25 protein-coding genes are annotated in these 23,466 nt (G+C 46.0%); 16 read left to right on the forward strand and 9 right to left on the reverse strand.

What is annotated here, in order from left to right:
* Positions 1-54: 54 nt before the first annotated feature.
* Positions 55-174: a GapA-binding peptide SR1P gene (locus tag RUW00_RS01375; RefSeq protein WP_003154518.1), complete on the forward strand. Its 120-nt coding sequence runs from the start codon at positions 55-57 to the stop codon at positions 172-174.
* Between the two features lie 47 nt (positions 175-221).
* Here RUW00_RS01375 and RUW00_RS01380 read toward each other — a convergent pair whose 3' ends face one another.
* Entirely contained in the window at positions 222-1,694 is a 1,473-nt protein-coding gene (locus tag RUW00_RS01380; RefSeq protein WP_032868029.1) for an aminotransferase class I/II-fold pyridoxal phosphate-dependent enzyme, read from the reverse strand.
* Positions 1,695-1,873: 179 nt separating this feature from the next.
* Here RUW00_RS01380 and RUW00_RS01385 point away from each other — a divergent pair, with 179 nt between their 5' ends.
* Positions 1,874-2,140, forward strand: a complete 267-nt coding sequence (locus RUW00_RS01385) for a UPF0223 family protein (protein ID WP_007409667.1) — start codon at positions 1,874-1,876, stop codon at positions 2,138-2,140.
* A gap of 34 nt (positions 2,141-2,174) precedes the next feature.
* Here the strand turns inward: RUW00_RS01385 and RUW00_RS01390 are convergent, their stop codons facing one another.
* Positions 2,175-2,807, reverse strand: coding sequence for a DUF1054 domain-containing protein (locus RUW00_RS01390; protein ID WP_007409668.1), 633 nt, complete (start codon positions 2,805-2,807; stop codon positions 2,175-2,177).
* Between the two features lie 235 nt (positions 2,808-3,042).
* Here RUW00_RS01390 and RUW00_RS01395 point away from each other — a divergent pair, with 235 nt between their 5' ends.
* The 3 genes from RUW00_RS01395 (at position 3,043) to RUW00_RS01405 (ending at position 4,601) form a co-directional block, all read left to right on the forward strand.
* A complete protein-coding gene (locus RUW00_RS01395) occupies positions 3,043-3,231 on the forward strand; it encodes a hypothetical protein (RefSeq protein WP_003154513.1) in 189 nt (62 codons plus the stop codon).
* A gap of 133 nt (positions 3,232-3,364) precedes the next feature.
* The gene (suhB, locus tag RUW00_RS01400; protein WP_007611181.1) at positions 3,365-4,162 is read left to right on the forward strand and encodes an inositol-1-monophosphatase; all 798 of its coding nucleotides are present in this window, start codon (positions 3,365-3,367) and stop codon (positions 4,160-4,162) included.
* The gene (locus RUW00_RS01405; RefSeq protein WP_014417654.1) at positions 4,149-4,601 is read left to right on the forward strand and encodes a GNAT family N-acetyltransferase; all 453 of its coding nucleotides are present in this window, start codon (positions 4,149-4,151) and stop codon (positions 4,599-4,601) included. The genes suhB and RUW00_RS01405 overlap by 14 nt, the downstream gene beginning before the upstream one ends.
* A gap of 51 nt (positions 4,602-4,652) precedes the next feature.
* Here RUW00_RS01405 and RUW00_RS01410 read toward each other — a convergent pair whose 3' ends face one another.
* Entirely contained in the window at positions 4,653-6,218 is a 1,566-nt protein-coding gene (locus RUW00_RS01410; protein WP_280145074.1) for a M4 family metallopeptidase, read from the reverse strand.
* 322 nt (positions 6,219-6,540) lie between these two features.
* On the opposite strand from RUW00_RS01410, the gene RUW00_RS01415 reads away from it, so the two are divergent.
* Genes RUW00_RS01415 through RUW00_RS01430 form a run of 4 tightly spaced genes read left to right on the forward strand, consistent with a single transcriptional unit; the run spans position 6,541 to position 9,549 of the window.
* Entirely contained in the window at positions 6,541-8,478 is a 1,938-nt protein-coding gene (locus RUW00_RS01415; protein WP_280145075.1) for a hypothetical protein, read from the forward strand.
* On the forward strand, positions 8,468-8,737 hold the full coding sequence (locus tag RUW00_RS01420) for a hypothetical protein (protein WP_280145076.1): 270 nt from the start codon (positions 8,468-8,470) through the stop codon (positions 8,735-8,737). Before RUW00_RS01415 ends, RUW00_RS01420 begins: the two co-directional genes overlap by 11 nt.
* A complete protein-coding gene (locus RUW00_RS01425; protein ID WP_280145077.1) occupies positions 8,738-9,259 on the forward strand; it encodes a sigma-70 family RNA polymerase sigma factor in 522 nt (173 codons plus the stop codon).
* Complete coding sequence (locus RUW00_RS01430) at positions 9,256-9,549, forward strand: anti-sigma factor family protein (RefSeq protein WP_007409673.1); 294 nt, start codon at positions 9,256-9,258, stop codon at positions 9,547-9,549. Before RUW00_RS01425 ends, RUW00_RS01430 begins: the two co-directional genes overlap by 4 nt.
* A gap of 38 nt (positions 9,550-9,587) precedes the next feature.
* On the opposite strand, the gene RUW00_RS01435 is transcribed toward RUW00_RS01430, so the two are convergent.
* Together RUW00_RS01435 and RUW00_RS01440 are read right to left on the reverse strand one after the other, a co-directional pair.
* Positions 9,588-10,205, reverse strand: a complete 618-nt coding sequence (locus RUW00_RS01435) for a hypothetical protein (protein ID WP_061862160.1) — start codon at positions 10,203-10,205, stop codon at positions 9,588-9,590.
* 311 nt (positions 10,206-10,516) lie between these two features.
* On the reverse strand, positions 10,517-10,705 hold the full coding sequence (locus tag RUW00_RS01440) for a YlaF family protein (protein ID WP_003154504.1): 189 nt from the start codon (positions 10,703-10,705) through the stop codon (positions 10,517-10,519).
* Between the two features lie 111 nt (positions 10,706-10,816).
* On the opposite strand from RUW00_RS01440, the gene typA reads away from it, so the two are divergent.
* Positions 10,817-12,655, forward strand: coding sequence for a translational GTPase TypA (gene typA, locus RUW00_RS01445; RefSeq protein ID WP_014417657.1), 1,839 nt, complete (start codon positions 10,817-10,819; stop codon positions 12,653-12,655).
* 56 nt (positions 12,656-12,711) lie between these two features.
* Entirely contained in the window at positions 12,712-13,032 is a 321-nt protein-coding gene (locus RUW00_RS01450; protein WP_007611192.1) for a YlaH-like family protein, read from the forward strand.
* A gap of 41 nt (positions 13,033-13,073) precedes the next feature.
* Here RUW00_RS01450 and RUW00_RS01455 read toward each other — a convergent pair whose 3' ends face one another.
* Complete coding sequence (locus RUW00_RS01455) at positions 13,074-13,283, reverse strand: YlaI family protein (protein ID WP_007409677.1); 210 nt, start codon at positions 13,281-13,283, stop codon at positions 13,074-13,076.
* A 102-nt stretch (positions 13,284-13,385) separates the two neighbouring features.
* Complete coding sequence (locus RUW00_RS01460; RefSeq protein WP_012117484.1) at positions 13,386-14,009, reverse strand: YhcN/YlaJ family sporulation lipoprotein; 624 nt, start codon at positions 14,007-14,009, stop codon at positions 13,386-13,388.
* A gap of 154 nt (positions 14,010-14,163) precedes the next feature.
* Here RUW00_RS01460 and RUW00_RS01465 point away from each other — a divergent pair, with 154 nt between their 5' ends.
* The gene (locus RUW00_RS01465) at positions 14,164-15,492 is read left to right on the forward strand and encodes a PhoH family protein (RefSeq protein ID WP_014417660.1); all 1,329 of its coding nucleotides are present in this window, start codon (positions 14,164-14,166) and stop codon (positions 15,490-15,492) included.
* Here RUW00_RS01465 and RUW00_RS01470 read toward each other — a convergent pair.
* Complete coding sequence (locus tag RUW00_RS01470; RefSeq protein ID WP_007409680.1) at positions 15,487-15,963, reverse strand: hypothetical protein; 477 nt, start codon at positions 15,961-15,963, stop codon at positions 15,487-15,489. The genes RUW00_RS01465 and RUW00_RS01470 overlap by 6 nt on opposite strands.
* A 103-nt stretch (positions 15,964-16,066) precedes the next feature.
* Here RUW00_RS01470 and glsA point away from each other — a divergent pair, with 103 nt between their 5' ends.
* From glsA to pyc, 4 genes are all read left to right on the forward strand, one after another.
* Complete coding sequence (gene glsA, locus RUW00_RS01475) at positions 16,067-16,996, forward strand: glutaminase A (protein ID WP_029973703.1); 930 nt, start codon at positions 16,067-16,069, stop codon at positions 16,994-16,996.
* 107 nt (positions 16,997-17,103) lie between these two features.
* Entirely contained in the window at positions 17,104-17,385 is a 282-nt protein-coding gene (locus RUW00_RS01480) for an Fpa/YlaN family protein (RefSeq protein ID WP_003154494.1), read from the forward strand.
* Between the two features lie 205 nt (positions 17,386-17,590).
* Positions 17,591-18,802: an FtsW/RodA/SpoVE family cell cycle protein gene (locus tag RUW00_RS01485; RefSeq protein WP_280145078.1), complete on the forward strand. Its 1,212-nt coding sequence runs from the start codon at positions 17,591-17,593 to the stop codon at positions 18,800-18,802.
* A gap of 75 nt (positions 18,803-18,877) precedes the next feature.
* Positions 18,878-22,324, forward strand: coding sequence for a pyruvate carboxylase (gene pyc / locus RUW00_RS01490; protein WP_280145079.1), 3,447 nt, complete (start codon positions 18,878-18,880; stop codon positions 22,322-22,324).
* 95 nt (positions 22,325-22,419) lie between these two features.
* On the opposite strand, the gene ctaA is transcribed toward pyc, so the two are convergent.
* Positions 22,420-23,346, reverse strand: coding sequence for a heme A synthase CtaA (ctaA, locus tag RUW00_RS01495; protein ID WP_017417720.1), 927 nt, complete (start codon positions 23,344-23,346; stop codon positions 22,420-22,422).
* Positions 23,347-23,466 lie beyond the last annotated feature (120 nt).

Raw genomic sequence — 23,466 nt, forward strand, 5'->3', positions numbered from 1 at the left:
TAACAACAAGTAAAAATTAAGCGTTTTCAAATTCTGAGAAATGGGGAATGACAGATGGGTACAATTGTTTGCCAAGACTGTAACGAAGCGATTCATTACTTTGAGGATGAGAAGGTCACGACGTTATACGGAACATGCTGCGGACAATGCCAGTGTCATCTTGAAGAAGAGTAAAAAGCGTAAAAAGGCCCGAAACGATTTCGTTTCGGGCTTCTTTATATTTATTGGATGGCTTTTTGCTCTTTGATGACTCTGATCATTTCAAGCGTTGCATCTTCGGGACCCTGCACAGGAAGGCCGGCGTCCAAGTTTTTAAAAATGTAGCTGATATTTTCTTCAGTAATAATCTCACCCGGAATAAAGATCGGAATTCCCGGCGGGTACACCATGACAAACTCTGCGATGATCCGTCCCGCGGATTCTTTTAACGGAATGACTTCCGTATTTGCGTAAAACGCGTCTCTTGGCGTCATCGCTAACAGAGGAATTTCAGGAAGCAGAACTTCGGTTTGCTGATGAGCATAGTCATTGGCGGAAGCCTGCTTTGAAATGTCTGTAAGCGCGCTTACAAGACGGTCGGCATCTCCTGCTCTGTCTCCGGGGGTGAAAATACATAAAATATTATACAAATCGGACAGCTCGACTTCGATATTATATGATTCGCGGAGCCATTTTTCAACGTCATGACCCGTCAGGCCGAGGTTTTTGACCGAAATGATTAATTTAGTCGGATCATAACTGAAGGCAGCTTTAGACCCTGTGATTTCTTCGCCGACACAGCGGATGCCTTCAATTTGATTGAGGCGTTCCCGTGTCTGATCCGCCAGCAGAATCGTATCTTCAAGAAGATCGCGGCCTTCTGTAGCGAGGCGTTTTCTTGCGACATCCAGTGAAGCGAGAAGCAGATAGGATGTTGACGTTGTCGTCAGCATGCTTAAAATCGACTGTACTCTTTCTTTGGAAACAAGGCCTTCTCTCACATTTAAAATGGAGCTCTGCGTCAGGGAGCCTCCCAATTTGTGCACGCTTGTGGCTGCCATATCAGCGCCCGCCTGCATGGCGGACAGAGGAAGCTTATCATGAAAATGAATATGCACGCCGTGCGCTTCATCGACAAGCACAGGCACATCGAAAGAATGCGCGAGCTTTACAATGCTGCTCAAGTCCGCTGCCACACCGAAGTACGTCGGATTTATGACAAGCAGGCCTTTTGCGTCAGGGTGCTCCGTCAAAGCCCGCTCGGCGGACTCAAGCGTAATGCCGTGAGAAATTCCGAGCTCATCGTCAATTTCCGGGTGTATAAAAATCGGCACCGCTCCGGAAAATACAATGGCCGACATAATGGATTTATGAACGTTTCTCGGGATGATGATTTTATCTCCGGGTCCGCATACGGCCATGACCATCGTCATAATGGCGCCGCTCGTCCCTTGTACGGAAAAGAAGGTATGGTCTGCGCCGAATGCTCGAGCGGCCAGATCCTGGGCTTCTTTAATAATGCCCTTTGGCGCATGTAAATCATCCAGAGGTTCGATATTAATTAAATCTATGCTTAACGCGTTTTCTCCGATAAATTGTCTGAATTCCGGGTCCATTCCCGCGCCTTTTTTATGGCCCGGAATGTGGAATTGGACAGGCTGTCTGTCCGCGTGCTTTTTCAGTCCGCTGTACAGGGGTGTTTCATGTTGCGGCAATTGTTTTCCCACCTTTATCATAATACCTACGGATTAGTTTGTATTACATTCAGTTTTATTACCCGTTTTTTAAACGTAAAACAAATGAATTATATTATGAACTTGAAAGAAAGTAAAGAACAATTTATGATCTATGGAAGATGCTTATTTTGAGCATGATTATAAAGGAGTGAAGACATTTGGAATATCAATATCCGATGAATGAGGACTGGACGACAGAGGAGGCCGTGGATGTCATTGCTTTTTTTCAGCAGGTGGAAAACGCCTATGAAAAAGGAGCTGACCGAGACAGACTTCTGAATGCGTACCGCCGCTTTAAAGAAATCGTTCCCGGGAAAGCGGAAGAAAAGAAAATCTGCAGCCAATTTGAAGCTGACAGCACCTATTCCCCGTATCGGACTGTGAAACAGGCGAAACAATCAGATCAAGCGATTATCAAAATGTAGACAAAGCGAGCCGGCAATCGGCCCGCTTTTTATGTTATGAGACTTTCTGAGTCAGTGTGTATAAAAAGGAAAGCTTCCTAAAAGCGTCTTCAATGGTTTGCAGGAATTCATTGTTGTTCATGTTGATCACGTCTTCTTTTTGCAGCTGAATGCCGCACAAAAGCTCTGCTTTTTTCACTGTCTGCAGGCGTTCAAATAATGTTTTCAGCTGCTCCTGATCCATGTCGGACTGCTTGTACGCACCTGGCTTCGTATGATCCGGCGACCATACAAAATGACCGGGAATCTGTTTTGTGATGTCCTCCTGCTTCGCTTCCAGCAATCTGCCGTATTCCTCTTTTATCGGAGATTCATAAATGATGGCAAACCATACAAACATATGGGTGTCCCATAAACCGATCTGAAAGTGAGGGAGTTTCTTATAACCGCGTTTGCTGTTGGCAAAGGCAACCCAGCTGTCAGCCGGCGGGTTGACAGATCTTCTCGCGTGCTTGGCGACATGCGGGAACATTTCATCTCCTGTCAATGCTGACAATGTCGGTGCGAAATGCTCTCCTAACAAGGTCAGCTTCGGACGGACTTGTTCTTTTAACACCTCCATGCGCGGATCTAAACCTTCTATTGTAAATGTATCGAAGTCTTCTTTTGTAAAACGCATCTGAGTCATCTTTTTCCTCCTTATCGTAAGTATTCATATTTTACCACAGCCGCCGCCGGCCGCAAAAACATTGAGAACGTTTGAGCCGAGAGGATTGGGGTAAAAAACGAATAGGTAAACACACAATTTTAAGAATGTTGTTACAGCCGAATATAAGTTTCCATACGATATAAGAAGTATCATTAATAAATTGGAAAAATGGGATGCTTTTTTAACAAATGATCTCTGGAAGGGGCGAAAGACAATGAGGCAAGTGGTGAAGGAAGGATTCAGGGAGGAAAAAAATAACCGTGTAGCTGTCTGGAGACTAGAGGTTGATTATGAATTGGCAACCCTGTATGAGGCCATGCAAAAAGAGAATGAAGATCAAATCGATCTCAGCAAAAGAAAACTGGAACGTCTCAGAAAAGAATGGATTCGGCTTAACGGATAAAGAATAGTAAAAACGAACCGCAGGAAATGGTTCGTTTTTACGTGAGAAGGCATTTTTTTCATTTTCCTTGCTTTTTCATCGCCTTTATCAGTATGCTATAGAATAAGCTATACATAGAAAAGAGGTACACGGTATGACAAATTGGACGGAAATTGATGATATCGCAAAAAAATGGGTAAAAGAAGCCGGAACGAGAATCAGACAATCCATGCAGGAAAGCTTGACGATTGAAACAAAATCAAATCCGAATGATTTAGTCACAAATATTGATAAAGAGACGGAACGCTTTTTCATTGACCGTATACAGGGAACTTTTCCCGGACACCGGATTCTCGGAGAAGAAGGGCAGGGGGATAAACTCCGCTCCCTTGACGGAATTGTCTGGATCATTGATCCGATTGACGGAACGATGAATTTTGTCCATCAAAAGCGGCATTTCGCGATCTCCATCGGCATCTTTGAAGACGGAAAAGGCAAAATCGGCTTAATTTATGATGTGATGCAGGACGAACTGTATCACGCATTCAGCGGAAAAGGGGCTTATCTGAACGACACGCCGCTTGCTCCTTTAAAAGAAGCTTCCATTGAAGAAGCCATTATTGCAATCAATGCCACATGGGTGACGGAAAACAGAAGGATTGACCCGAGTATTTTGGCGCCGCTCGTAAAACGGGTCAGAGGAACGCGTTCCTACGGTTCGGCGGCACTTGAGCTGGCCAGTGTTGCGGCCGGCCGGATTGACGCATACATTACGATGAGGCTCGCGCCGTGGGATTACGCTGCCGGCTGCGTGCTGCTGAACGAAGTCGGGGGCATTTACACGACCACAGACGGCGAACCGTTTACGTTTTTAGACAACCACAGCGTGCTTGCGGGCAATCCGGCAATACATAAAATTATCTTTGACGACTATTTACATGCTGACAGGTAGAGATTTTGAAGAAGAAGATCTCGGGTTTCTGGAGCAGCTGGCGGCATCACACCCGGTGTGGAAAAGCGAAGAGTTCGGAACAAAAAATGCGGCGGAGTTTATGCTTGCATACTCCATGTACAATGGAACGTGGCTCGTATGGGAGATTGACGGCGCTCCTGCCGCCGTCAGTTTTCATTTGGAATGGGCGCCTTCAAACGGAAAACCGTGGCTCGGAACCGTGGCCGTCGCTCCGGAGGCAAAAGAGAAAGGAATCGGACGCGCGGTCATTGAAGAGATTGCGGGCCGGCTGAGAGGGGAGCATAAAGCGATGTTTTCAGCCGTTCCCCTGGACAGGCAGGAATGGGTTTTGTTTTTAAGCCAATGCGGCTTTGAACAGCTTAAGCTTGAAAAAGACGATCGGGAAAAAACATATATGATCATGGTGAAGCCATTGTGAAATGTTTCAGATATAAAAAAGAGACCGGAGAAATCCGGTCTCTTTTCTTGTTTACAAGCCGACCGCATTCCAGGCCGCTTCTACGCTTGCAGCGTCTTGAGAGCCGTAAAGGTCCCGCGCTGATTGAATCAAAGCTGCTTTTGCATCTTTAAAGCTTGATGACGGAGTGAGATATACCGTCAGTGCACGGTAGTAAATCTGCTCCGCTTTTTTCACGCCGATTTTTGTAATCGTGTTGTAAGCGGCTTTGTTCGGAATTCCGCTGTTTGTATGCACGCCGCCGTAGTCGCCGGCATCAGTATTCGGAAGGTTTCGATAATTTTTGTAATGGTCGGGCTGTCCGTATTTTGTCGGATTGGATAAACTGCGGAGAGCCGGCTGGCTGACCGTAATATCTTCACCGATATCCCAGTCCTCAGTATCATTGAAGTATCCGAATACATCAGAGAAGGATTCGTTTAAAGCACCCGGTTGATTTTCATAGTTCAGGTTGGCTGTTTCCTGTGTAACACCGTGTGTCATTTCATGGGCCGTTACGTCCATTGAACCGGAAAGAGGCGAGAAGAATGAGCCGTCACCGTCACCGTAAATCATTTGGTCGCCGATCCACGCCGCGTTGTTGTATTTGCTGCCGTAATGAACGGAAGATACGATTTTGCCGCCTTTATTGTCGTAGCTGTTGCGTTTAAACGTCTGATAGAAATAATCGTACACTTTGCCGAGATTGTAATGCGCATCAACGGCAGCGCGCTGAGAAGAAGTTGTGAACTGGTTTGTAGTGCTTGATACGAGCGTGCCCGGCAGGTTATATTGTCGGTTTTGCAGATCGTACGTAATAATTTGCGTTCCGGTAGGTTTAGAAAGATCACGCATTACATACTTGCCGCTTTCAGAAGAAATATTTAATGAGACCGTTTTTCCTTTAAGAGTCGTACCTGTTCCGGTTGCAGCGGCATGCTCCACTTTGTTTTGCTTTTTCAGGACTTTCCCTGTTTCCGCATCAACGGTTACTTCCCAGTTAGCTGGTTCCGGTTCGATGTAGCGGATGGTTACATCATAGGCGAGTCGGTATTTACCGTCTTTTGTGGCCGCTGCTTTCAGCTCGGCTTTGTTTTTGTTTGCAACGTTGCCGTTAGAGACGGCTTCAGGTGATTTGCCGATTGCTTTAAAAGCATGATCCAGCGCTTGATTTGCAGATAATTTTTTGCTGTTTCCCGTTTTGGCAGAAGCATCGTTGTTTAATTCTCCGTTAATCGCATAGACATTGTTGGATTTATCGACGTGAATAATGACTTGCGAGTCTTTCACAGGCACACCGTTAACGACAGGCACATAACGGAAGTGCTTGTAGCCGAGATCATCGGTCGTGTGGTCAATCAGCTTCAGTCTCTCAGAAGGGTTGCCTTTGAAGACTTTGCCGTTTTGTTTCAAGTATTGCTTGATTGCTTTGTCACTGACTGAAGGCAATTCAGATTGCACCAAAGAATGCTTCGGCACAAAGTTCGTCAGGTTTTCTTTAAGCTGAGGATTCTCAGCGGCCTGAACACCCGGAAGACTGATGGTTAAACTCATAAAGGAAGCGGCGACAGCAACAGACAATTTCTTACCTAAACCCACAATAAATCCCCCTTTTTGAAAATAATGAAAACTTATATTGTTATAATAAACCAGCATTCTCTCATTCTGCAATATAAAACTAGACTCCGCTGATGAATTGATAGAATCGTCCCGGAAAGGCTTCCGGAGGCCAGCATCGGGGGATAAGCCGAGAGGCACGTGTTGAATCAGACATGAGTCGAATGATGCGATTTATTCTGAAAAAAATGACAAATGAAGTCGGGAAAAATGATAGGGGAAAAATGTTCCGATTTGTAAAACTTTTTTTATAGCCGTTTGTCTAAACGGGTGAGGCCTTAATAAACGAAAAGGATTGTTTCAGATGTCAGAGATTTTCAGTCATTTTATTCAGCATTTCGACAGATATTTCATTTTAAGCAGACAGAGCGTGTTGATCATTCAGTGGTCATCCGTCTGCCTTGCTGTTTTATACGCGCTGACTTTTCATCCGAAAATCAGTCGTGAGAGAGTTTGGTTTTATTCAGGAATTCTGCTCAGGGCCGTATTATTAGCGGGCATAACAGTCGAATTGGTTCATCAGGTGCAGAGTACTCACTTTAGCGCGCACTATTTGATATCGGAAGAAAGCGAGCTTCTGCCGATCGTTCATCTCTTAATGTATGGGTATGTGCTGCTCACCGCGTTTCACTATATCCTCATGCCGCAGGAGCAGAGGGGAAAGGGCATGTTTTATACGTTTGATCTCACTGTGGTGACACTGCCCGTCATTCAGCTGATCTTCAGCTTTTTCGCTTTCTGGAATATCAGTCCCGATGCGATGGCGGGGGAGGATATAGTTTCGATGCTATGTTTTATTACGGTTGTTTTACTTCTGCTGATTTCTATGAATGTTTTATTCTTTAAAATGTATTGGAAACCGAGACCCGTTTTTATCGGCGTGTTTTATGCCGGGGTCATCGGGCTGTTGGTATGGGTGCTCGCTGCGCCCTCGGCCGGTGTAACAAAAGATTACGGCAGACTTCTCCCATTTACGGTGTATTTAACGATGGCCGGTTTTCTGATGACCCATCATTTATTTCATCGGTCAGACAGGATCAGACAGCGGACGAAAAGCTTTCTTGCGGCGGCAACGGCCGCTGGTTTTATTGTCTTTTTGAATCCGGTATACAATGCGGGCGATGCAGCTTTTGCGGTTTCAAAGCCGATAGCTGAAGATTCTGTTGATAATGTGGGTGAACATATCACTTCAGACCAAGCGGAACGGATCCTTACTTCATTTTTTCCGGCTGAGAATCCGATTTATTTAACAGAAACCAATCAGGACCTCCATTACTTTTACCGTTTTAAAACGGAAGATTACGAAGCGGAAGTGGACGAGGTTTCCCGATTGATTACAAATTATCAATATCTTAAAAAACCGGAAGGCCGCACTTTAACAGAAGAGGAATACCGGAAAAAGTCGCTGGATTTCTTGTCGGCGCACGGCCGAAAAATAAAAACACAAGGCATTCAGACAACAGTGAGAAAAGAAAACGGACAGTTTGTCGTGGAGATTGCGCCGAAAACACAAGGGACGAAACACGAAGATTCGGGCACAGTATTTTACTGGGAAAAAGACACCATTATGGGTTTTTCAGAAGATCCGTCTATTTATCAGCTTGAGTCACTACCGCAGGTGCATATGACGGAAAAAGACATAGTCAAAGCATCAAAAGCCGCCTTTCGTACGCTTCAAATGCCTGATCAGACATTTGAAATCACAAATACAGATATAAACAGCCTGATCGGCAGCAGTTTGACCGTAACTGCGAATAACGGAACGGAGCTGATATTTGATGCAGTATCCGGACGTCTTATGAAAATCAGAGTTTCACCTGACAGCACCGTTTTAACAAAAACAGAACTTCAGAAGAAGCTTTTTTCATTGCTGGACGCGGATACTTCAAAGCTTAGACAAATTGATAAATCGGAAGGCAATCTCGTTTTTGAAAACTCTGAAGGCACATTCGTTTATACGCTCCGGAATGAAGAAGGCATGAAAGAGGCCTCATTCTACGGACAGGGAAGTGCCAAAACATTCCCGCATACATACAGAGACGGACAAACAGCATTCAAAAAAGTGGCGGCAGCTTATAACGGCATCATTTACAAAAAGCGGGTGAAGCCTGTCATAGCGGTGAAAGACGGCGTAACATATAACGCATGGCTTGTCATTATTCAGCCGTTCGGTTCAAACCGTCATGACGTATATGTAGTGAACGCGGATACTTACGAGGCGGTGAACCTTTATGAACAATAAAGAAAACAAGGCTGTCTTCTTCGATTTATACGACCTATATAAGGAGGGGGAACTCGAAGGCGGCACGCTCCAGTGGATGAAAGAACATGAGCCTTTATTCGGAGCTGAGGCGGAAAACAGAAAAGGGCAGAATGAACATGGTTTGAATGCGCCGTCCGGCGATATCCGCCAGATTAAGTACATGAAATGCCTGACGTATGGATTGTACGGATTCTTCATTGTGCTCTCAATCTGGATGACAGTGTGGTTTTACTTTTAAATGAAAAACAAGATGTCAATTGAACAGCTGTACCGTGAACATTATCAAGATATTATGTATTACCTTTACAGACGCACACAACATGCTGAGACCGCTAAAGACCTCGCTCAGGATACATTTATGAAAGCATTTAACGGGCTTAAGTCGTTTAAGGGCCATTCGTCTATCAGAACGTGGCTCTATGCAATTGCCCATCATACCTTCATCAATTGGTACAGACGTGATAGAAAATATCAATTTTCAGATATCACCCTGAATGAAGGGCTTCAGCAAACAACATATGAACTGCCGGAGCATTACGTCGCCCGGACAGACACTCAGAATGCGCTGACCAGGCAGATTCAGCGTCTGAAAAGCGATCAGCAGACCGTTTTAATTTTAAGGGAATTTCAAGAGCTGTCTTACGAAGAGATTGCTGATGTTTTGGACTGGAGTCTTTCGAAGGTGAAGAGCACCCTGTACAGGGCGAGAATGCAGCTGAAACAGCACTTGGCGGAAAAAAGGAAGGACGGACAGATATGACTTGCTGTTTAGTGAGAGATTTACTCCCTTTATATATTGAAGGCGATTGTGAAACAGAAACGGAGCGGTTTATTTCCCGCCATCTTGAATCATGCGGTAAGTGCGGGAGTTTATATCATATGATGAAGGAGCCGCTTGACCTCGGCAGCCCTGAGATGAAGGCGCCAGCCTGTTATGCAGAAGAAGAAAGGCGGTTTAAGGAACGGTATTACGGGAAGCTGCTGATAAAAGCAGCCTGTTTGTTCGGCGCTGTTTTCTTTATCATGCTGATCCTTAAACTGCTGATTTAAAAAAACGCCCGGCTGAATGACCGGGCGTTTTAATCCGTTTACTCAGCCGGATGAAAGGCTGTATAAATGCCTTCAAGCAATTCCTGGGGCAGTGAATTAAAGAATCCGGCACACAGCTTTGCTTCTTTTTTTCCTGCTCCTGCTTTTTCAGCAAGGTTCTGATCAAACGTATACACACCGTCTTCTTCAATCAGCGCAGATTGAAGGATATGAAGACTTTGGGAAAAAGCGGTGAACAGCTGATCAACGATAAGGGCCTCTTTTTCCGTAAAGCCGAGCTCCACCGCTTTTTCTTTATTAAATGTATATTCGCCGTCCGTTTTCTCAATACATTGGGAAAGAACAGTTAAAAATTCGGTTGAACTGTCCCACAGCTTTTGAATGATCTGGGCTTGTTCTTGATCTAATCCCAATTCCACCGCTTTTTCGCTGTCAAAATAATAGACACCGTCTTTTTCGTAAATCGATTGGCTGATGATGTCAATGAGTTTTGCCGCGTCTTCCGGTGTTTTCTCTGCGGAAGCCTGCAGGACATGCGGTTCATTTGCCTGGATCGTTTTTGCGCCGGCAGAATCAAGCGGACTGAATGCAAGCAAGGCGGCTGAGGCGGTTGCGGCGGCAGTTACAGCGGTTTTCTTCAAAAAAGATGTTTTCATTTCGTTCTCTCCTTGTCATGTGTATTTGCTTACAGCCACAAGTATAAAAAGACAATGATGGAATTGATATAGGAGGTATGGTATTTTCTGCATAACGATGCCGGACTATTTCAGACTGCATCTTCTGAGGGAATCTGCTGATGTAACTAGAATGGGAGCTGTCATTTCCGGCTTCCTGACTAGGCGGCGGGGGAGATAAGCCTTACATCTAAAGCCTGTTTTGAGGATGTGAAAAAGCCTGAATCTTTGATTCAGGCTTCATTAGATATTGTGCTTTCCATGTTTACCGAATTTTGCAAAGGGCCATGCTTTTAATCAAGCAGTCCCTGTTCGCGCATTTTTTTCTTTACGGTGAAACCGCTTCCCATCATGGCGATAACGAGAACAATGCTTCCGATGATGCCCCATGCGCTTTTCTCAGCGATTGATACGCCGATCAGCATCATGCTGAAGACTGCTGCGAATGCAAATAATAATAAGAGCCAATTCAATTTTTTCATATTTCCATCCCCTTTAACGTCATACTTTCAGTTTACAGAAAAACGTAACGCTTTTAAAGAGGATGTGTGGTATAATATGAAAGTTATCTAATTTTTTTAGGAGATGAAAATGTGAAACTTCGAAACGATCTTCGCAACATCGCGATTATTGCCCACGTTGACCATGGGAAAACGACTTTGGTAGACCAATTGCTTCACCAAGCCGGAACATTCCGTGCCAACGAAAATATTGCCGAGCGCGCAATGGATTCAAACGATCTTGAACGTGAACGCGGTATTACAATTCTTGCGAAAAATACTGCGATTAACTATAAAGATACACGCATTAATATTTTGGACACTCCGGGACACGCCGACTTCGGCGGAGAGGTAGAACGGATTATGAAAATGGTTGACGGCGTTCTGTTAGTCGTTGACGCATATGAAGGCTGCATGCCGCAAACCCGTTTCGTACTGAAAAAAGCCCTTGAGCAGAACTTAAATCCGGTTGTCGTCGTAAACAAAATCGACCGTGATTTCGCCCGTCCGGAAGAAGTCATTGATGAAGTGCTTGATTTGTTCATCGAGCTTGACGCAAACGAAGAACAGCTTGAGTTCCCTGTCGTCTACGCTTCTGCGATTAACGGAACGGCAAGTCTGGATCCGAAAAAGCAGGACGAAAATATGGAATCACTGTATGAAACGATTCTTGAACATGTCCCTGCCCCGGTTGATAACGCCGAAGAGCCTCTTCAATTCCAAGTGGCGCTGCTTGATTACAATGATTATGTCGGCCGTATCGGTATCGGACGCGTTTTCCGCGGCACGATGAAAGTGGGTCAGCAGGTTTCATTGATGAAACTTGACGGAACGGTAAAATCATTCCGCGTAACGAAAATCTTCGGTTTCCAAGGATTGAAACGCGTGGAAATTGAAGAAGCGAGAGCGGGAGACCTCGTTGCCGTTTCGGGCATGGAAGACATCAACGTCGGTGAAACGGTTTGTCCGGCTGAACACCATGAGCCGCTGCCGGTTCTGCGCATTGATGAGCCTACGCTCCAAATGACATTTGTCGTAAACAACAGCCCGTTTGCAGGCCGTGAAGGCAAATATGTCACATCCCGTAAAATTGAAGAGCGTCTGAACGCGCAGCTTCAAACAGATGTCAGTCTCCGTGTCGAACCGACTGCATCACCTGACGCATGGGTTGTTTCAGGACGCGGTGAGCTTCACCTGTCCATTTTAATTGAAAACATGCGCCGTGAAGGCTATGAGCTTCAAGTGTCTAAGCCTGAAGTTATCATTAAGGAAATCGACGGCGTAAGCTGCGAGCCTGTAGAGCGCGTGCAGATTGACGTGCCTGAAGAGCATACCGGTTCTGTTATGGAATCAATGGGTGCGAGAAAAGGCGAAATGCTTGATATGATTAATAACGGAAACGGCCAGGTCCGCCTGATCTTTACCGTACCTTCACGCGGACTCATCGGCTATTCTACTGAGTTTCTGTCACTGACACGCGGTTTCGGTATCCTGAACCACACGTTTGACAGCTATCAGCCGATGCAAAAAGGCCAAGTCGGAGGCCGACGTCAGGGTGTGCTCGTTTCCATGGAAAACGGAAAAGCGACATCTTACGGAATTCAAGGTATTGAAGACCGCGGCGTCATCTTCGTTGAGCCGGGCACAGAAGTATATGAAGGCATGATTGTCGGCGAACATAACCGTGACAATGACCTTGTCGTCAATGTCAGCAAAATGAAACAGCAGACAAACGTCCGTTCCGCTACGAAGGATCAAACGACTACGATTAAGAAAGCGCGCATTATGTCGCTTGAAGAATCACTCGAGTACTTAAACGAAGATGAATACTGTGAAGTAACGCCGGAATCCATCCGTTTAAGAAAGAAAATCCTGAATAAAAACGAACGTGAAAAAGCGGCGAAAAAGAAAAAAACAGCAGGAATGTCTTAATCACTTGCAGAATTTGAAAAGGTAGAACCCGAACGGAAAAGGGGAGGGGGATCCTTTTGAATGAAGTAAGTGAACGGCTGTCGTTCTTTGCGGCTCTTTACCAAGTGGATGAGCATCCGCTGACGGGAATGTGGCTGTTATACGGAACGATCGTCGTGCTTTCGGTGATTGTATTTAAACTCGGCTTTGCCAAACGGCTGCCGGTTTTGAAGGCTGCGGCAGTTTATCTCTTTCTCGTGCTCGGCTGCACCGTGCTGACTTTTTTCGGTGTGTTTCTGCCGGTCGGAGAAGGGCTTGTTGTCGCCGCCTTGATTTTGATCGTTTACAAAATCCGTCTGCACCAGTCCAAAAAAAGCCAGTCAGCTAAACCGCAATAAAAAAATGACCTTGCCTTCCGGCGGGTCATTTTTTATTCGGTTTATTTTTTCAGTTTATCTTTTTTCGCTTTTTGTCCGGGATGAAAGGAAAAGTGTCCGGTATTCAGCCGCGCCTCCGTTTTGACTTTGATTCGGTCATGGCATTCCCGGCACATATATGTATGAATCGGACGATTGCGGAGGCGTTTGGCTGTCAGTGTTTCATCATCAATTTGTTCGATTTTGTCGCAAATGGAACATTTTACTCTCATTGATTTTTCACCTCTTTCACTATGACAAGCATTATATCATGGATGCCCCTCCTGCCAAAGGGAAAGAAAGCAGCGCCCTTCCTTTGGAGCGGGCGCTGCTTTTTACCGGCGGTTTTTCATATGATGATCCGATTGATCGTTCTGTTCGTTCTGCAGCTTGTTCTGGTCTCTTTGGTTCAGCTGATCATCATTCGATTGAGTCGGTGATTCTTTTTCATTGTCGGTCACATCATTCGGGACTTCCGGCATGACGCGGCCGACGATGGCGGCAAGTTCGTCCAAAATGCCTGAAACAGGGCGGCCGGCCTTAATGTCGCTGCCCATGCCTCTCAGACGGGAAACCGTATCAGGATCAGCCACGACAACGGCATTGGCACCGTAAGGATCGTTTTTTAACGCCTGGGCAACCGTGTATTTAATGCTCTCCACTTTGCTTCTTTCTAAATTGTCATCCACATCGATACCGACAACGGAGTATCTTCCGAGTACAACCGCGGTGGCATCTGAAATGCCGGGGATTTTTTCGGTTACCTCGACGAGATGCTTAGCGATGTCTGTCCGGCCGGGATTTTCAGCTGTCTCAGGAGCCGTATTTTTCACATGGATCGGTTTTGCATCGCGCTGATCGGCTGATTCGTTCTGAATATTGCGGCCGCGGCCGTCCTGTACAGCAGTGCAGCCGGTAAGGATAAATAAGGCTTGTATGATAATGAAAAGAATTCGCACGTCAGATTTCCTCCTTGAATGCTTTCATTTATTTTATTGTTGAATTAACCTTCTATCTTTATTCACCAAATCATATATTTTAGCAGGCATCCCCGTTTTTCGCGGAAAGAGAAGCACACGATGGGCTTTGATCCTTATTTCAGGAGGCTGAGACTTGAGTAAAATTTATGTGTTAGATACGAATGTACTTTTGCAGGATCCTAACGCCATTTTTTCCTTTGAAGAAAACGAAGTTGTCATCCCCGCCGTCGTGCTGGAAGAGGTCGATTCAAAAAAGCGGTATATGGACGAGGTCGGGAGAAATGCGAGGCACGTATCTAAGCTGATAGACGGGCTCAGGGAGAAAGGAAGGCTGCACGAGAAAGTTCCGCTTGAAAGCGGAGGAACGCTCAGAATTGAACTGAACCACCGGTCATTTCACCAGCTCCAAGAAATTTTTATCGAAAAAACGAATGATAACCGCATTTTGGCGGTGGCAAAAAATTTAAGCCTTGAGGAGGAAACGAAAGAAAACGGCCGCCTCGTCATCCTGGTCAGCAAAGATGTGCTTGTCAGGGTAAAGGCGGATGCCATCGGGCTTTTGGCGGAGGACTTTTTAAACGACAGAGTCGTTGACCATGATGAAATATATAGCGGGTACAAAGATATATTTATGAATAAAGAGCGGTTTGCCTCGTTTTATAAAAACAAACAAATTTCAGTCAAGGAGCTTCAGCAGCATCAGGTTTATCCGAATCAATTTGTGCTGATGAAAGATGAATTAGGAGGATCTTCGTCTGCGGTCGGCATGGCAGATAAGAAAGGCGAGACCGTAAAAAGACTCGTTTTCGATGATGAGCACGTATGGGGTATCAGGCCGAAGAACGTCCAGCAGACAATGGCGCTTGAACTCCTGCTGAGGGAAGATATCCCGCTTGTCACCCTGATCGGAAAAGCGGGAACGGGAAAAACCTTGCTTGCTCTCGCGGCAGGGCTTCTGCAGACGGAGGATCTCGGTATTTATAAAAAACTGATCGTCGCGCGTCCCATCGTCCCGGTGGGAAAGGATATCGGATATTTGCCGGGCGAAAAAGAGGAAAAGCTCAAGCCGTGGATGCAGCCGATCTTTGATAATCTTGAATTTTTATTCAATGCGAAAAAGCCGGGTGAACTTGAAGCGATTTTGGCAGGAATCGGATCGATTCAGGTGGAGGCGCTGACATACATTCGGGGAAGAAGCATTCCGGATCAATTTATTATTATTGATGAGGCTCAGAATCTGACGAGGCACGAGGTCAAAACGCTTTTGACTCGGGTGGGAGAGGGCAGCAAAATTGTCCTGATGGGCGATCCGGAGCAAATAGATCACCCATACTTAGACAGTTTAAACAACGGACTTGCTTATGTTGTAGAACGGTTTAAAGAACAAACCGTCTCCGGCAGCGTGAAGCTTGTGAAAGGTGAGAGATCCGGCCTTGCACAGCTTGCCGCCGATTTGTTATAAAACTTCGATTTCTGTGACGCCCGTTATTGGTTTTTCAAAGTCTCCGTCCACGTAAAAATGGACCGGGCCGCCGTCTTGAAGGGGTTTCCCCGCATCGCTGAAATGCGCGATTGCGTCCATCGCCTTTTCGAGCGGCACTTCGGTTCTTTCTGATTTTGAAATAAATGCGCACAGGACAGCGCTTTCTTTCGGCTCGGCATTTGCTAAAACAGCGCCGAGCTTCATGGCGAAGCTGCCGTTCATCAGTCTTTCTTTTTCATAACGTTTTTCGCTTTTTAAAGTCGGCGGCGAAATGCGCCCTTCTCTGATCACCCGTTCCGGATCAAGCGTATGCTCCTGGGTTTCTGCAGAGCCGTCCGGATGAACGGGCTGATTTTTTTCAAACGGAAACTTACGGTCATCGAAAATCCAGACACTCGGATCAATTGTAATCGGGTATGTAACATTGCCTTTTACTTGAATAACGCTCATGGTGAAGCCCCCCTTTACTTAAAGTATAAAAGTTTTCGCATGAATTGTCACTTTGCGTCGCAAATTAGATGTATACAACGGCAGCGAAGTGAGGGTGATCGACATGGTATGCCGGCATTACCAAGAGCTGGACGCATTAGTTCAGGAAGCGAAAAAAAGGACCGAAGAAGGCAAAGTGGCAGACTATATTCCGGCTCTGGCTGAATCTGAACAAGACAGCCTTTCGGTCACGATTTATCATGCGGAAAATACATGTCTGTCGGCAGGAGACGCCGACCGGACATTTACGCTGCAGAGCATTTCGAAAGTGCTTTCTCTGGCGCTCGTACTGATGGATTACGGAAAGGAAAAGGTGTTCAGCTGCGTGGGTCAGGAGCCGACCGGCGACCCGTTTAATTCCATGATTAAGCTTGAAACAATGAATCCGGGCAAGCCTTTAAATCCGATGATTAATGCGGGAGCCCTCGTCGTTACGGGTTTAATTAAAGGGCATTCGCCGAAAGACCGCCTGGATTACCTGCTCGGATTCATCAGAAGACTTGCGAATAATCAGGACATTACATATTGCAGCCATGTCGCGGAATCGGAATTCAAATCTTCCATGATTAATCGGGCCATGTGTTATTACATGAAGCAGTATGACATTTTTAAAGGCGATGTTGAAGGGGTCATGGATTTGTATACAAAACAGTGCGCGATTAAGATGAGCAGTCTGGATTTAGCCAAAATCGGCTGTGTATTCGCCCTTGACGGCAAGCATCCGGAAACCGGGGAGCAGGTCATTAAAAAAGATGTGGCGAGAATCTGCAAGACGTTTATGGTGACATGCGGCATGTACAATGCGAGCGGGGAATTCGCAATCAAGGTCGGCATTCCCGCTAAAAGCGGCGTTTCGGGAGGAATCATGGGCATTTCGCCGTACAACTTCGGAATCGGTATATTCGGCCCGGCGCTTGATGAAAAAGGCAACAGCATCGCGGGTGTGAAGCTTTTGGAAATCATGTCTGAGAAATACAGGCTGAGTATTTTTTGAAACATTTTTTATCATAACATCTGCTTAAATCCTCTTGCAATTTCACCTGATACCCTTTATGATAAATAGAAGAATTAGGTACTCGCCTGGGGAACGGAGGGATACTTTTGGCTTCAGAGATTATAGTCGACCATCAGCAGAAAGCATTCGAGCTGTTGAAGTTAGATGCTGAGAAGATTTTGAAGCTGATCCGAGTACAAATGGATAACTTAACGATGCCTCAATGTCCTCTGTATGAAGAGGTCTTGGATACTCAGATGTTCGGACTGTCGAGGGAAATCGATTTTGCTGTCCGCCTGGGATTAGTTGACGAAAACGACGGCAAAGAGCTGCTGGACAGACTTGAAAGAGAACTGTCTGCTTTGCATGACGCGTTTACAGGAAAATAAATGATCAAACTCAAACTATTCAACGGTTTGGGTTTTTTTATAACCGTAAACCGTTTTTTTTGCATCTTCTTTTCGTAAGACGGTCTCTTAATCTGCATTTCATCCGAAAAACTATAAAGAAACTGCGTAAATTGTTTATGAATTATAGTAAAATATAATACGCAATAGGTATTAAACGTAAGCTTTAAGCAGGAAAGAGGATGTTATGTTTAAAAGAATGTTAAAATCTTACGATTATTCATTGATATGCGCTATCATTCTGCTGTGCAGTTTCGGATTGGTAATGGTATACAGCTCAAGCATGATTACCGCCGTTATGCGTTACGGCGTGAGCAGCGACTATTTCTTTAAACGGCAGCTGTTCGCCGTCATCGCGGGGTTTGTGCTGTTTATTATCGCGGCCGTTTTTCCGTACAAAGTGTTCGCCCATCAAAAGATTCAGAAATTCATACTGCTTGCGTCAGTGGCTGCGCTTTGCGCGCTGTTTGTTTTCGGACATGTTGCCGGAAACGCGCAAAGCTGGTTTAAAATCGGCGGAATGGCCATTCAGCCGGGGGAATTTGTCAAGCTGACCCTGATACTGTACCTTGCCGCGGTATACGCAAAGAAACAAAGCTATATCGATCAGCTTTTGACGGGGGTTGCGCCGCCGGTGATCGTCACCGTAGTCATTTGTGCGCTTATCGCTATTCAGCCTGACTTCGGAACGGCGATGATTATCGGTCTGATCGCGCTTTGCGTTATTATGTGTTCGGGATTCAGCGGAAGGACCCTGCTCAAGCTGGTTCTCATGGCGGGAATCGTATTACTCCTTGTCAGCCCGATCATCTATCTGAAATGGGACGATATTTTGACACCCGGGCGTATGAGCCGGTTTGAAAGCCTTGAAAATCCCTTTAAATATGCCAGCACATCAGGCCTGCAGATTATAAATTCGTATTATGCGATCGGCTCAGGCGGTTTTTTCGGTCTCGGTCTTGGAGAAAGCATTCAAAAATACGGTTATCTGCCTGAATCGCATACAGACTTTATTATGGCGGTTATTTCAGAGGAGCTCGGCATTTTCGGCGTCCTGTTTGTCATTGTGCTGCTGGCTTTTGTCGTGTTAAAAGGTTTTTATATTGCGAGAAAATGTGAAGATCCGTTCGGGAGCCTTTTGGCAATCGGGATATCCAGCATGATTGCGATTCAGACCTTTATCAATCTCGGCGGTGTCAGCGGTTTAATTCCGATCACAGGTGTTCCGCTGCCGTTTATCAGCTACGGGGGCTCATCAATGTTTTTGTTATTAACGAGCGCCGGTATATTGGTGAATGTCAGCATGCATGTCAAGTACTCAGAAAAGAAGAAAAAGAGGGAGCCCTTTCCGTCTAAGGGGGTAAAAAGACGGCAGACGGAAAAATCTGTGTATCTCTAAAAAACAAGTGTATACACAGGACGGATATTCCTTTATTATAAACTACATATTTATTAGGCCAAGGGGGAGAAAAGTTTGTCACAACAATCCATCCAAAAAGTGTTAGTAGCAAACAGGGGAGAAATTGCGATCCGGATTTTCCGGGCGTGCACAGAATTGAACATCAGAACGGTAGCCGTTTATTCAAAAGAAGATTCGGGCTCCTATCATCGCTATAAAGCGGATGAAGCTTATCTTGTGGGAGAAGGCAAAAAACCGATTGACGCGTATCTTGATATTGAAGGGATTATTGAGATCGCAAAAAGAAACGGCGTAGATGCCATTCATCCGGGCTACGGATTTCTCTCTGAAAATATCCAATTTGCGAGGCGCTGTGAAGAAGAGGGCATCGTATTTATCGGACCGACGTCAGCGCATTTGGATATGTTCGGAGATAAGGTAAAGGCGAGGGAGCAGGCAGAAAAAGCCGGCATCCCCGTTATTCCGGGGAGTGACGGACCGGCTGAAACATTAAAAGATGTCGAACAATTCGCAAAAGTCCACGGATTTCCGTTTATTATTAAAGCATCGCTCGGAGGCGGAGGCCGCGGAATGAGAATCGTCCGAAGCGAAAGCGAATTGAAAGAATCGTTTGAGCGGGCCAAATCAGAAGCGAAAGCTGCATTCGGAAACGATGAAGTGTATGTTGAAAAACTGATCGAAAATCCTAAGCATATTGAAGTTCAGGTGATCGGAGATAAAGAAGGCAATGTCGTCCATCTGTATGAGCGGGACTGTTCCGTTCAGAGACGCCATCAAAAGGTCATTGAGGTGGCGCCGAGTGTATCTTTGCAGCCTGAATTAAGGGACGAAATCTGTGAAGCGGCTGTGGCGCTTGCGAAAAATGTCGGCTATATCAACGCGGGGACCGTGGAATTTCTCGTAGCGGGCGGTGAATTTTACTTTATTGAAGTGAACCCGCGCGTACAAGTGGAGCATACGATTACGGAAATGATAACGGGGGTTGATATCGTTCAGACGCAAATCCTCGTCGCGCAGGGCCACGGACTGCACAGCCGTGCCGTCAATATCCCTGAGCAGAAAGACATTTTTACAAACGGGTATGCGATCCAATCACGTGTGACCACTGAAGATCCGCTGAATGACTTTATGCCTGACACGGGTAAAATTATGGCTTACCGCTCAGGCGGCGGCTTCGGCGTCCGCCTTGATACGGGAAACAGCTTCCAGGGCGCCGTCATCACGCCTTATTATGATTCACTGCTCGTCAAGCTGTCGACATGGGCGCTGACGTTTGAACAGGCATCAGCGAAAATGGTCCGCAACCTGCAGGAATTCAGGATCAGAGGCATTAAGACCAATATTCCGTTTCTTGAAAACGTGGCAAAGCATGAAAAATTCCTGACGGGCCAATACGACACATCATTTATCGACACAACGCCTGAGCTGTTTGTTTTCCCAAAACAGAAGGACCGCGGAACAAAAATGCTTTCCTATATCGGCAATGTCACAGTGAACGGTTTTCCGGGAATCGGGAAAAAAGAAAAACCTGCATTTGATAAGCCTCAGACCGTTACGTTAGATATCAGGGAAAAGCCGGCAAGCGGTACGAAACAGATCCTTGATGAAAGAGGCGCTGAGGGGCTTGCAGACTGGGTGAAAGAGCAAAAATCCGTGCTCCTGACCGATACAACGTTCAGGGATGCCCATCAGTCCCTGCTTGCAACCCGGATCAGATCCAATGATTTGAAAAAAATCGCGAATCCTACTGCTGCCCTGTGGCCTGAACTGTTCAGCCTTGAAATGTGGGGAGGCGCGACATTTGATGTAGCGTACCGTTTCTTAAAAGAAGACCCTTGGAAACGCCTTGAAGATCTTCGCAAGGAAGTGCCGAACACATTGTTCCAGATGCTGCTTCGTTCATCAAATGCCGTCGGTTATACAAACTATCCGGACAATGTCATCCAAAAATTTGTCCGGCAGTCAGCGGAGTCAGGTATTGACGTATTCCGGATCTTTGACAGCCTGAACTGGGTAAAAGGGATGACGCTGGCCATCGATGCCGTCCGTGAAACCGGAAAAGTGGCGGAGGCTGCGATTTGTTACACGGGAGATATTCTTGATAAGACCCGGACGAAATATGATTTGAAGTATTATCTTTCTATGGCGAAAGAGCTTGAGGCGTCTGGTGCCCACATTCTCGGCATTAAAGACATGGCCGGTCTTTTGAAACCTCAAGCCGCATACGAACTTATCTCAGCGCTGAAGGAAACGATTGATATTCCCGTTCATCTTCACACGCATGATACGAGCGGCAATGGCGTCTTTCTCTATGCCAAAGCTGTTGAAGCGGGTGTGGACATCGTGGATGTCGCCGTCAGCTCAATGGCGGGTCTGACTTCACAGCCGAGCGCAAGCGGATTTTATCATGCCCTTGAAGGGAACAGCCGCCGTCCTGAAATGGATGTCCGCCAGGTGGAAAGACTGTCGCAATATTGGGAATCCGTCCGTCAGTATTACAGTGAATTTGAAAGCGGGATGAAGTCTCCTCATACTGAGATTTATAATCATGAAATGCCGGGCGGCCAGTACAGCAATCTGCAGCAGCAGGCAAAAGGAGTCGGCCTGGGTGATCGCTGGAATGAGGTGAAAGACATGTACAGCGTCGTCAACCGCATGTTCGGCGACGTCGTGAAAGTAACACCTTCTTCCAAAGTCGTCGGAGATATGGCGCTTTACATGGTGCAAAACAATTTAACAGAACAAGATGTTTATGATAAAGGCGAAATGCTTGATTTTCCGGATTCAGTCGTTGAGCTCTTTAAAGGGCAGATCGGCCAGCCGCACGGCGGATTTCCGGAAAAACTGCAAAAGCTCGTTCTGAAAGGACAGACGCCGATCACGGTAAGACCGGGTGAGCTGCTTGAACCGGTATCTTTTGAAGGTATTAAAGAAGAATGGAAAGAAACACATCAGATGGAATTGAGTGATCAGGACGCAATCGCGTATGCTCTTTATCCGAAGGTGTTTACTGAATATGTTAAAACGGCTGAACGCTTCGGTGATATTTCCGTATTAGACACACCGACTTTCTTCTACGGGATGACGCTCGGTGAAGAAATTGAAGTGGAAATCGAGCGCGGAAAAACGCTGATCGTGAAGCTTGTATCTATCGGTGAACCGCAGCCAGATGCGACACGTGTCGTTTATTTCGAATTGAACGGCCAGCCGCGCGAGGTGGTCATTAAAGATGAAAGCATTAAATCGTCCGTACAGGAAAAATTAAAAGCAGATCGGACAAACCCAAGCCACATTGCGGCATCCATGCCGGGAACCGTCATTAAATTGTTAACGGAAACCGGGGCAAAGGTGAATAAAGGCGATCATCTGATGATTAATGAAGCGATGAAAATGGAGACGACGGTACAGGCGCCGTTCTCCGGGACGATACAGCAGATTCATGTGAAAAACGGTGAACCGATTCAGACAGGCGATTTACTGATCGAAATTGAAAAAGCGTAAAATGAATATAAAAAACCTGATCCGCCCCCGTGTGCGATCAGGTTTTTTATATGTAAAAAGGCCGAAGCTCTAATGCTTCGGCCTTTTCATGTGCCTCAGATGTTCCGCTGTTTTGATTCATAGCGGAAGCGGGCGATTAATAATAAGAAATAGCATAAGACGCCGAACAGGCCGGCAATAAAGAGCGAATGGGCAAGTGCAAAACCGGTGGCCATTTCTGAATAAACAACCATGATTCCGGACAGCGCCTGTAATAAAACAAAGACAAGAGCCGCTATCCAGCCCCCAAGAATCTGTTTTTGATCTTTGTAGGAGCGCACCGCATGTGCAAAAGCGACAAGAATCCATACGAACAGAAGCAGTGCTGCCGTTCTGTGGCCCATCTGCACATATTCCTGAAAATGGGACGGAAGCCCGTGATTCAGCCTGCTGCAAAGCGGAACGTCAGGGCAGGCAAGGCTTGATTTCGTATGGCGTACATAAGCCCCCGTATAAACGACGATATACGTGTAAATCGAAAGACCGATCATATGAAACTGCATTTTTCTGCCGATTCTGAGCGGCTTGACGAGCTTTTTGTCTGATTTATCAGCTTCAAATATGAGCAGCGTCAAAATCAGAACAGAAGCGAAAGAAATCAGCGATATGCCGAAATGAAGCGCCATAACGAGCGCATTTGATCCGAAAACAACCGCTAATGCGCCGAGAAGCGCCTGTAAAAATAAAAAGATAATGGACATAATGGCGAGAAAGGTTGTTTCACGGAAAACAGGCGTGACTTTTCTCCATGCCCAAAAAGCGAGACTCAGCACGAGAACGATTGAGACACCGCTTGCGAGTCTGTGGCTCCATTCAATGATAGAAGCGGCGTTAAGCTCCGGGAAAAACCGGCCGTGGCAAAGCGGCCACTGCCTTCCGCAACCGAGACCCGATCCTGTCTTTGTGACAAGAGCGCCGCCGATCAGCACGACGAGCATGACGAATGTCGTCAGTACGCCGAGCGCTTTCAAAGCTTTATTCATTTTACATTCACCTTCTTAACAAACTGGACAAAATGATATACGTACCAAGTGTAAGCGAATATGTGTTTTGTGGCAATTCTCAATTCTGTTTGTTCACAAAAATATAATAGAATCAGGACT

It is taken from the genome of Bacillus sp. IS1, from assembly GCF_032461585.1.
In the GTDB taxonomy this organism is placed as follows: Bacteria; Bacillota; Bacilli; order Bacillales; family Bacillaceae; genus Bacillus; species Bacillus velezensis.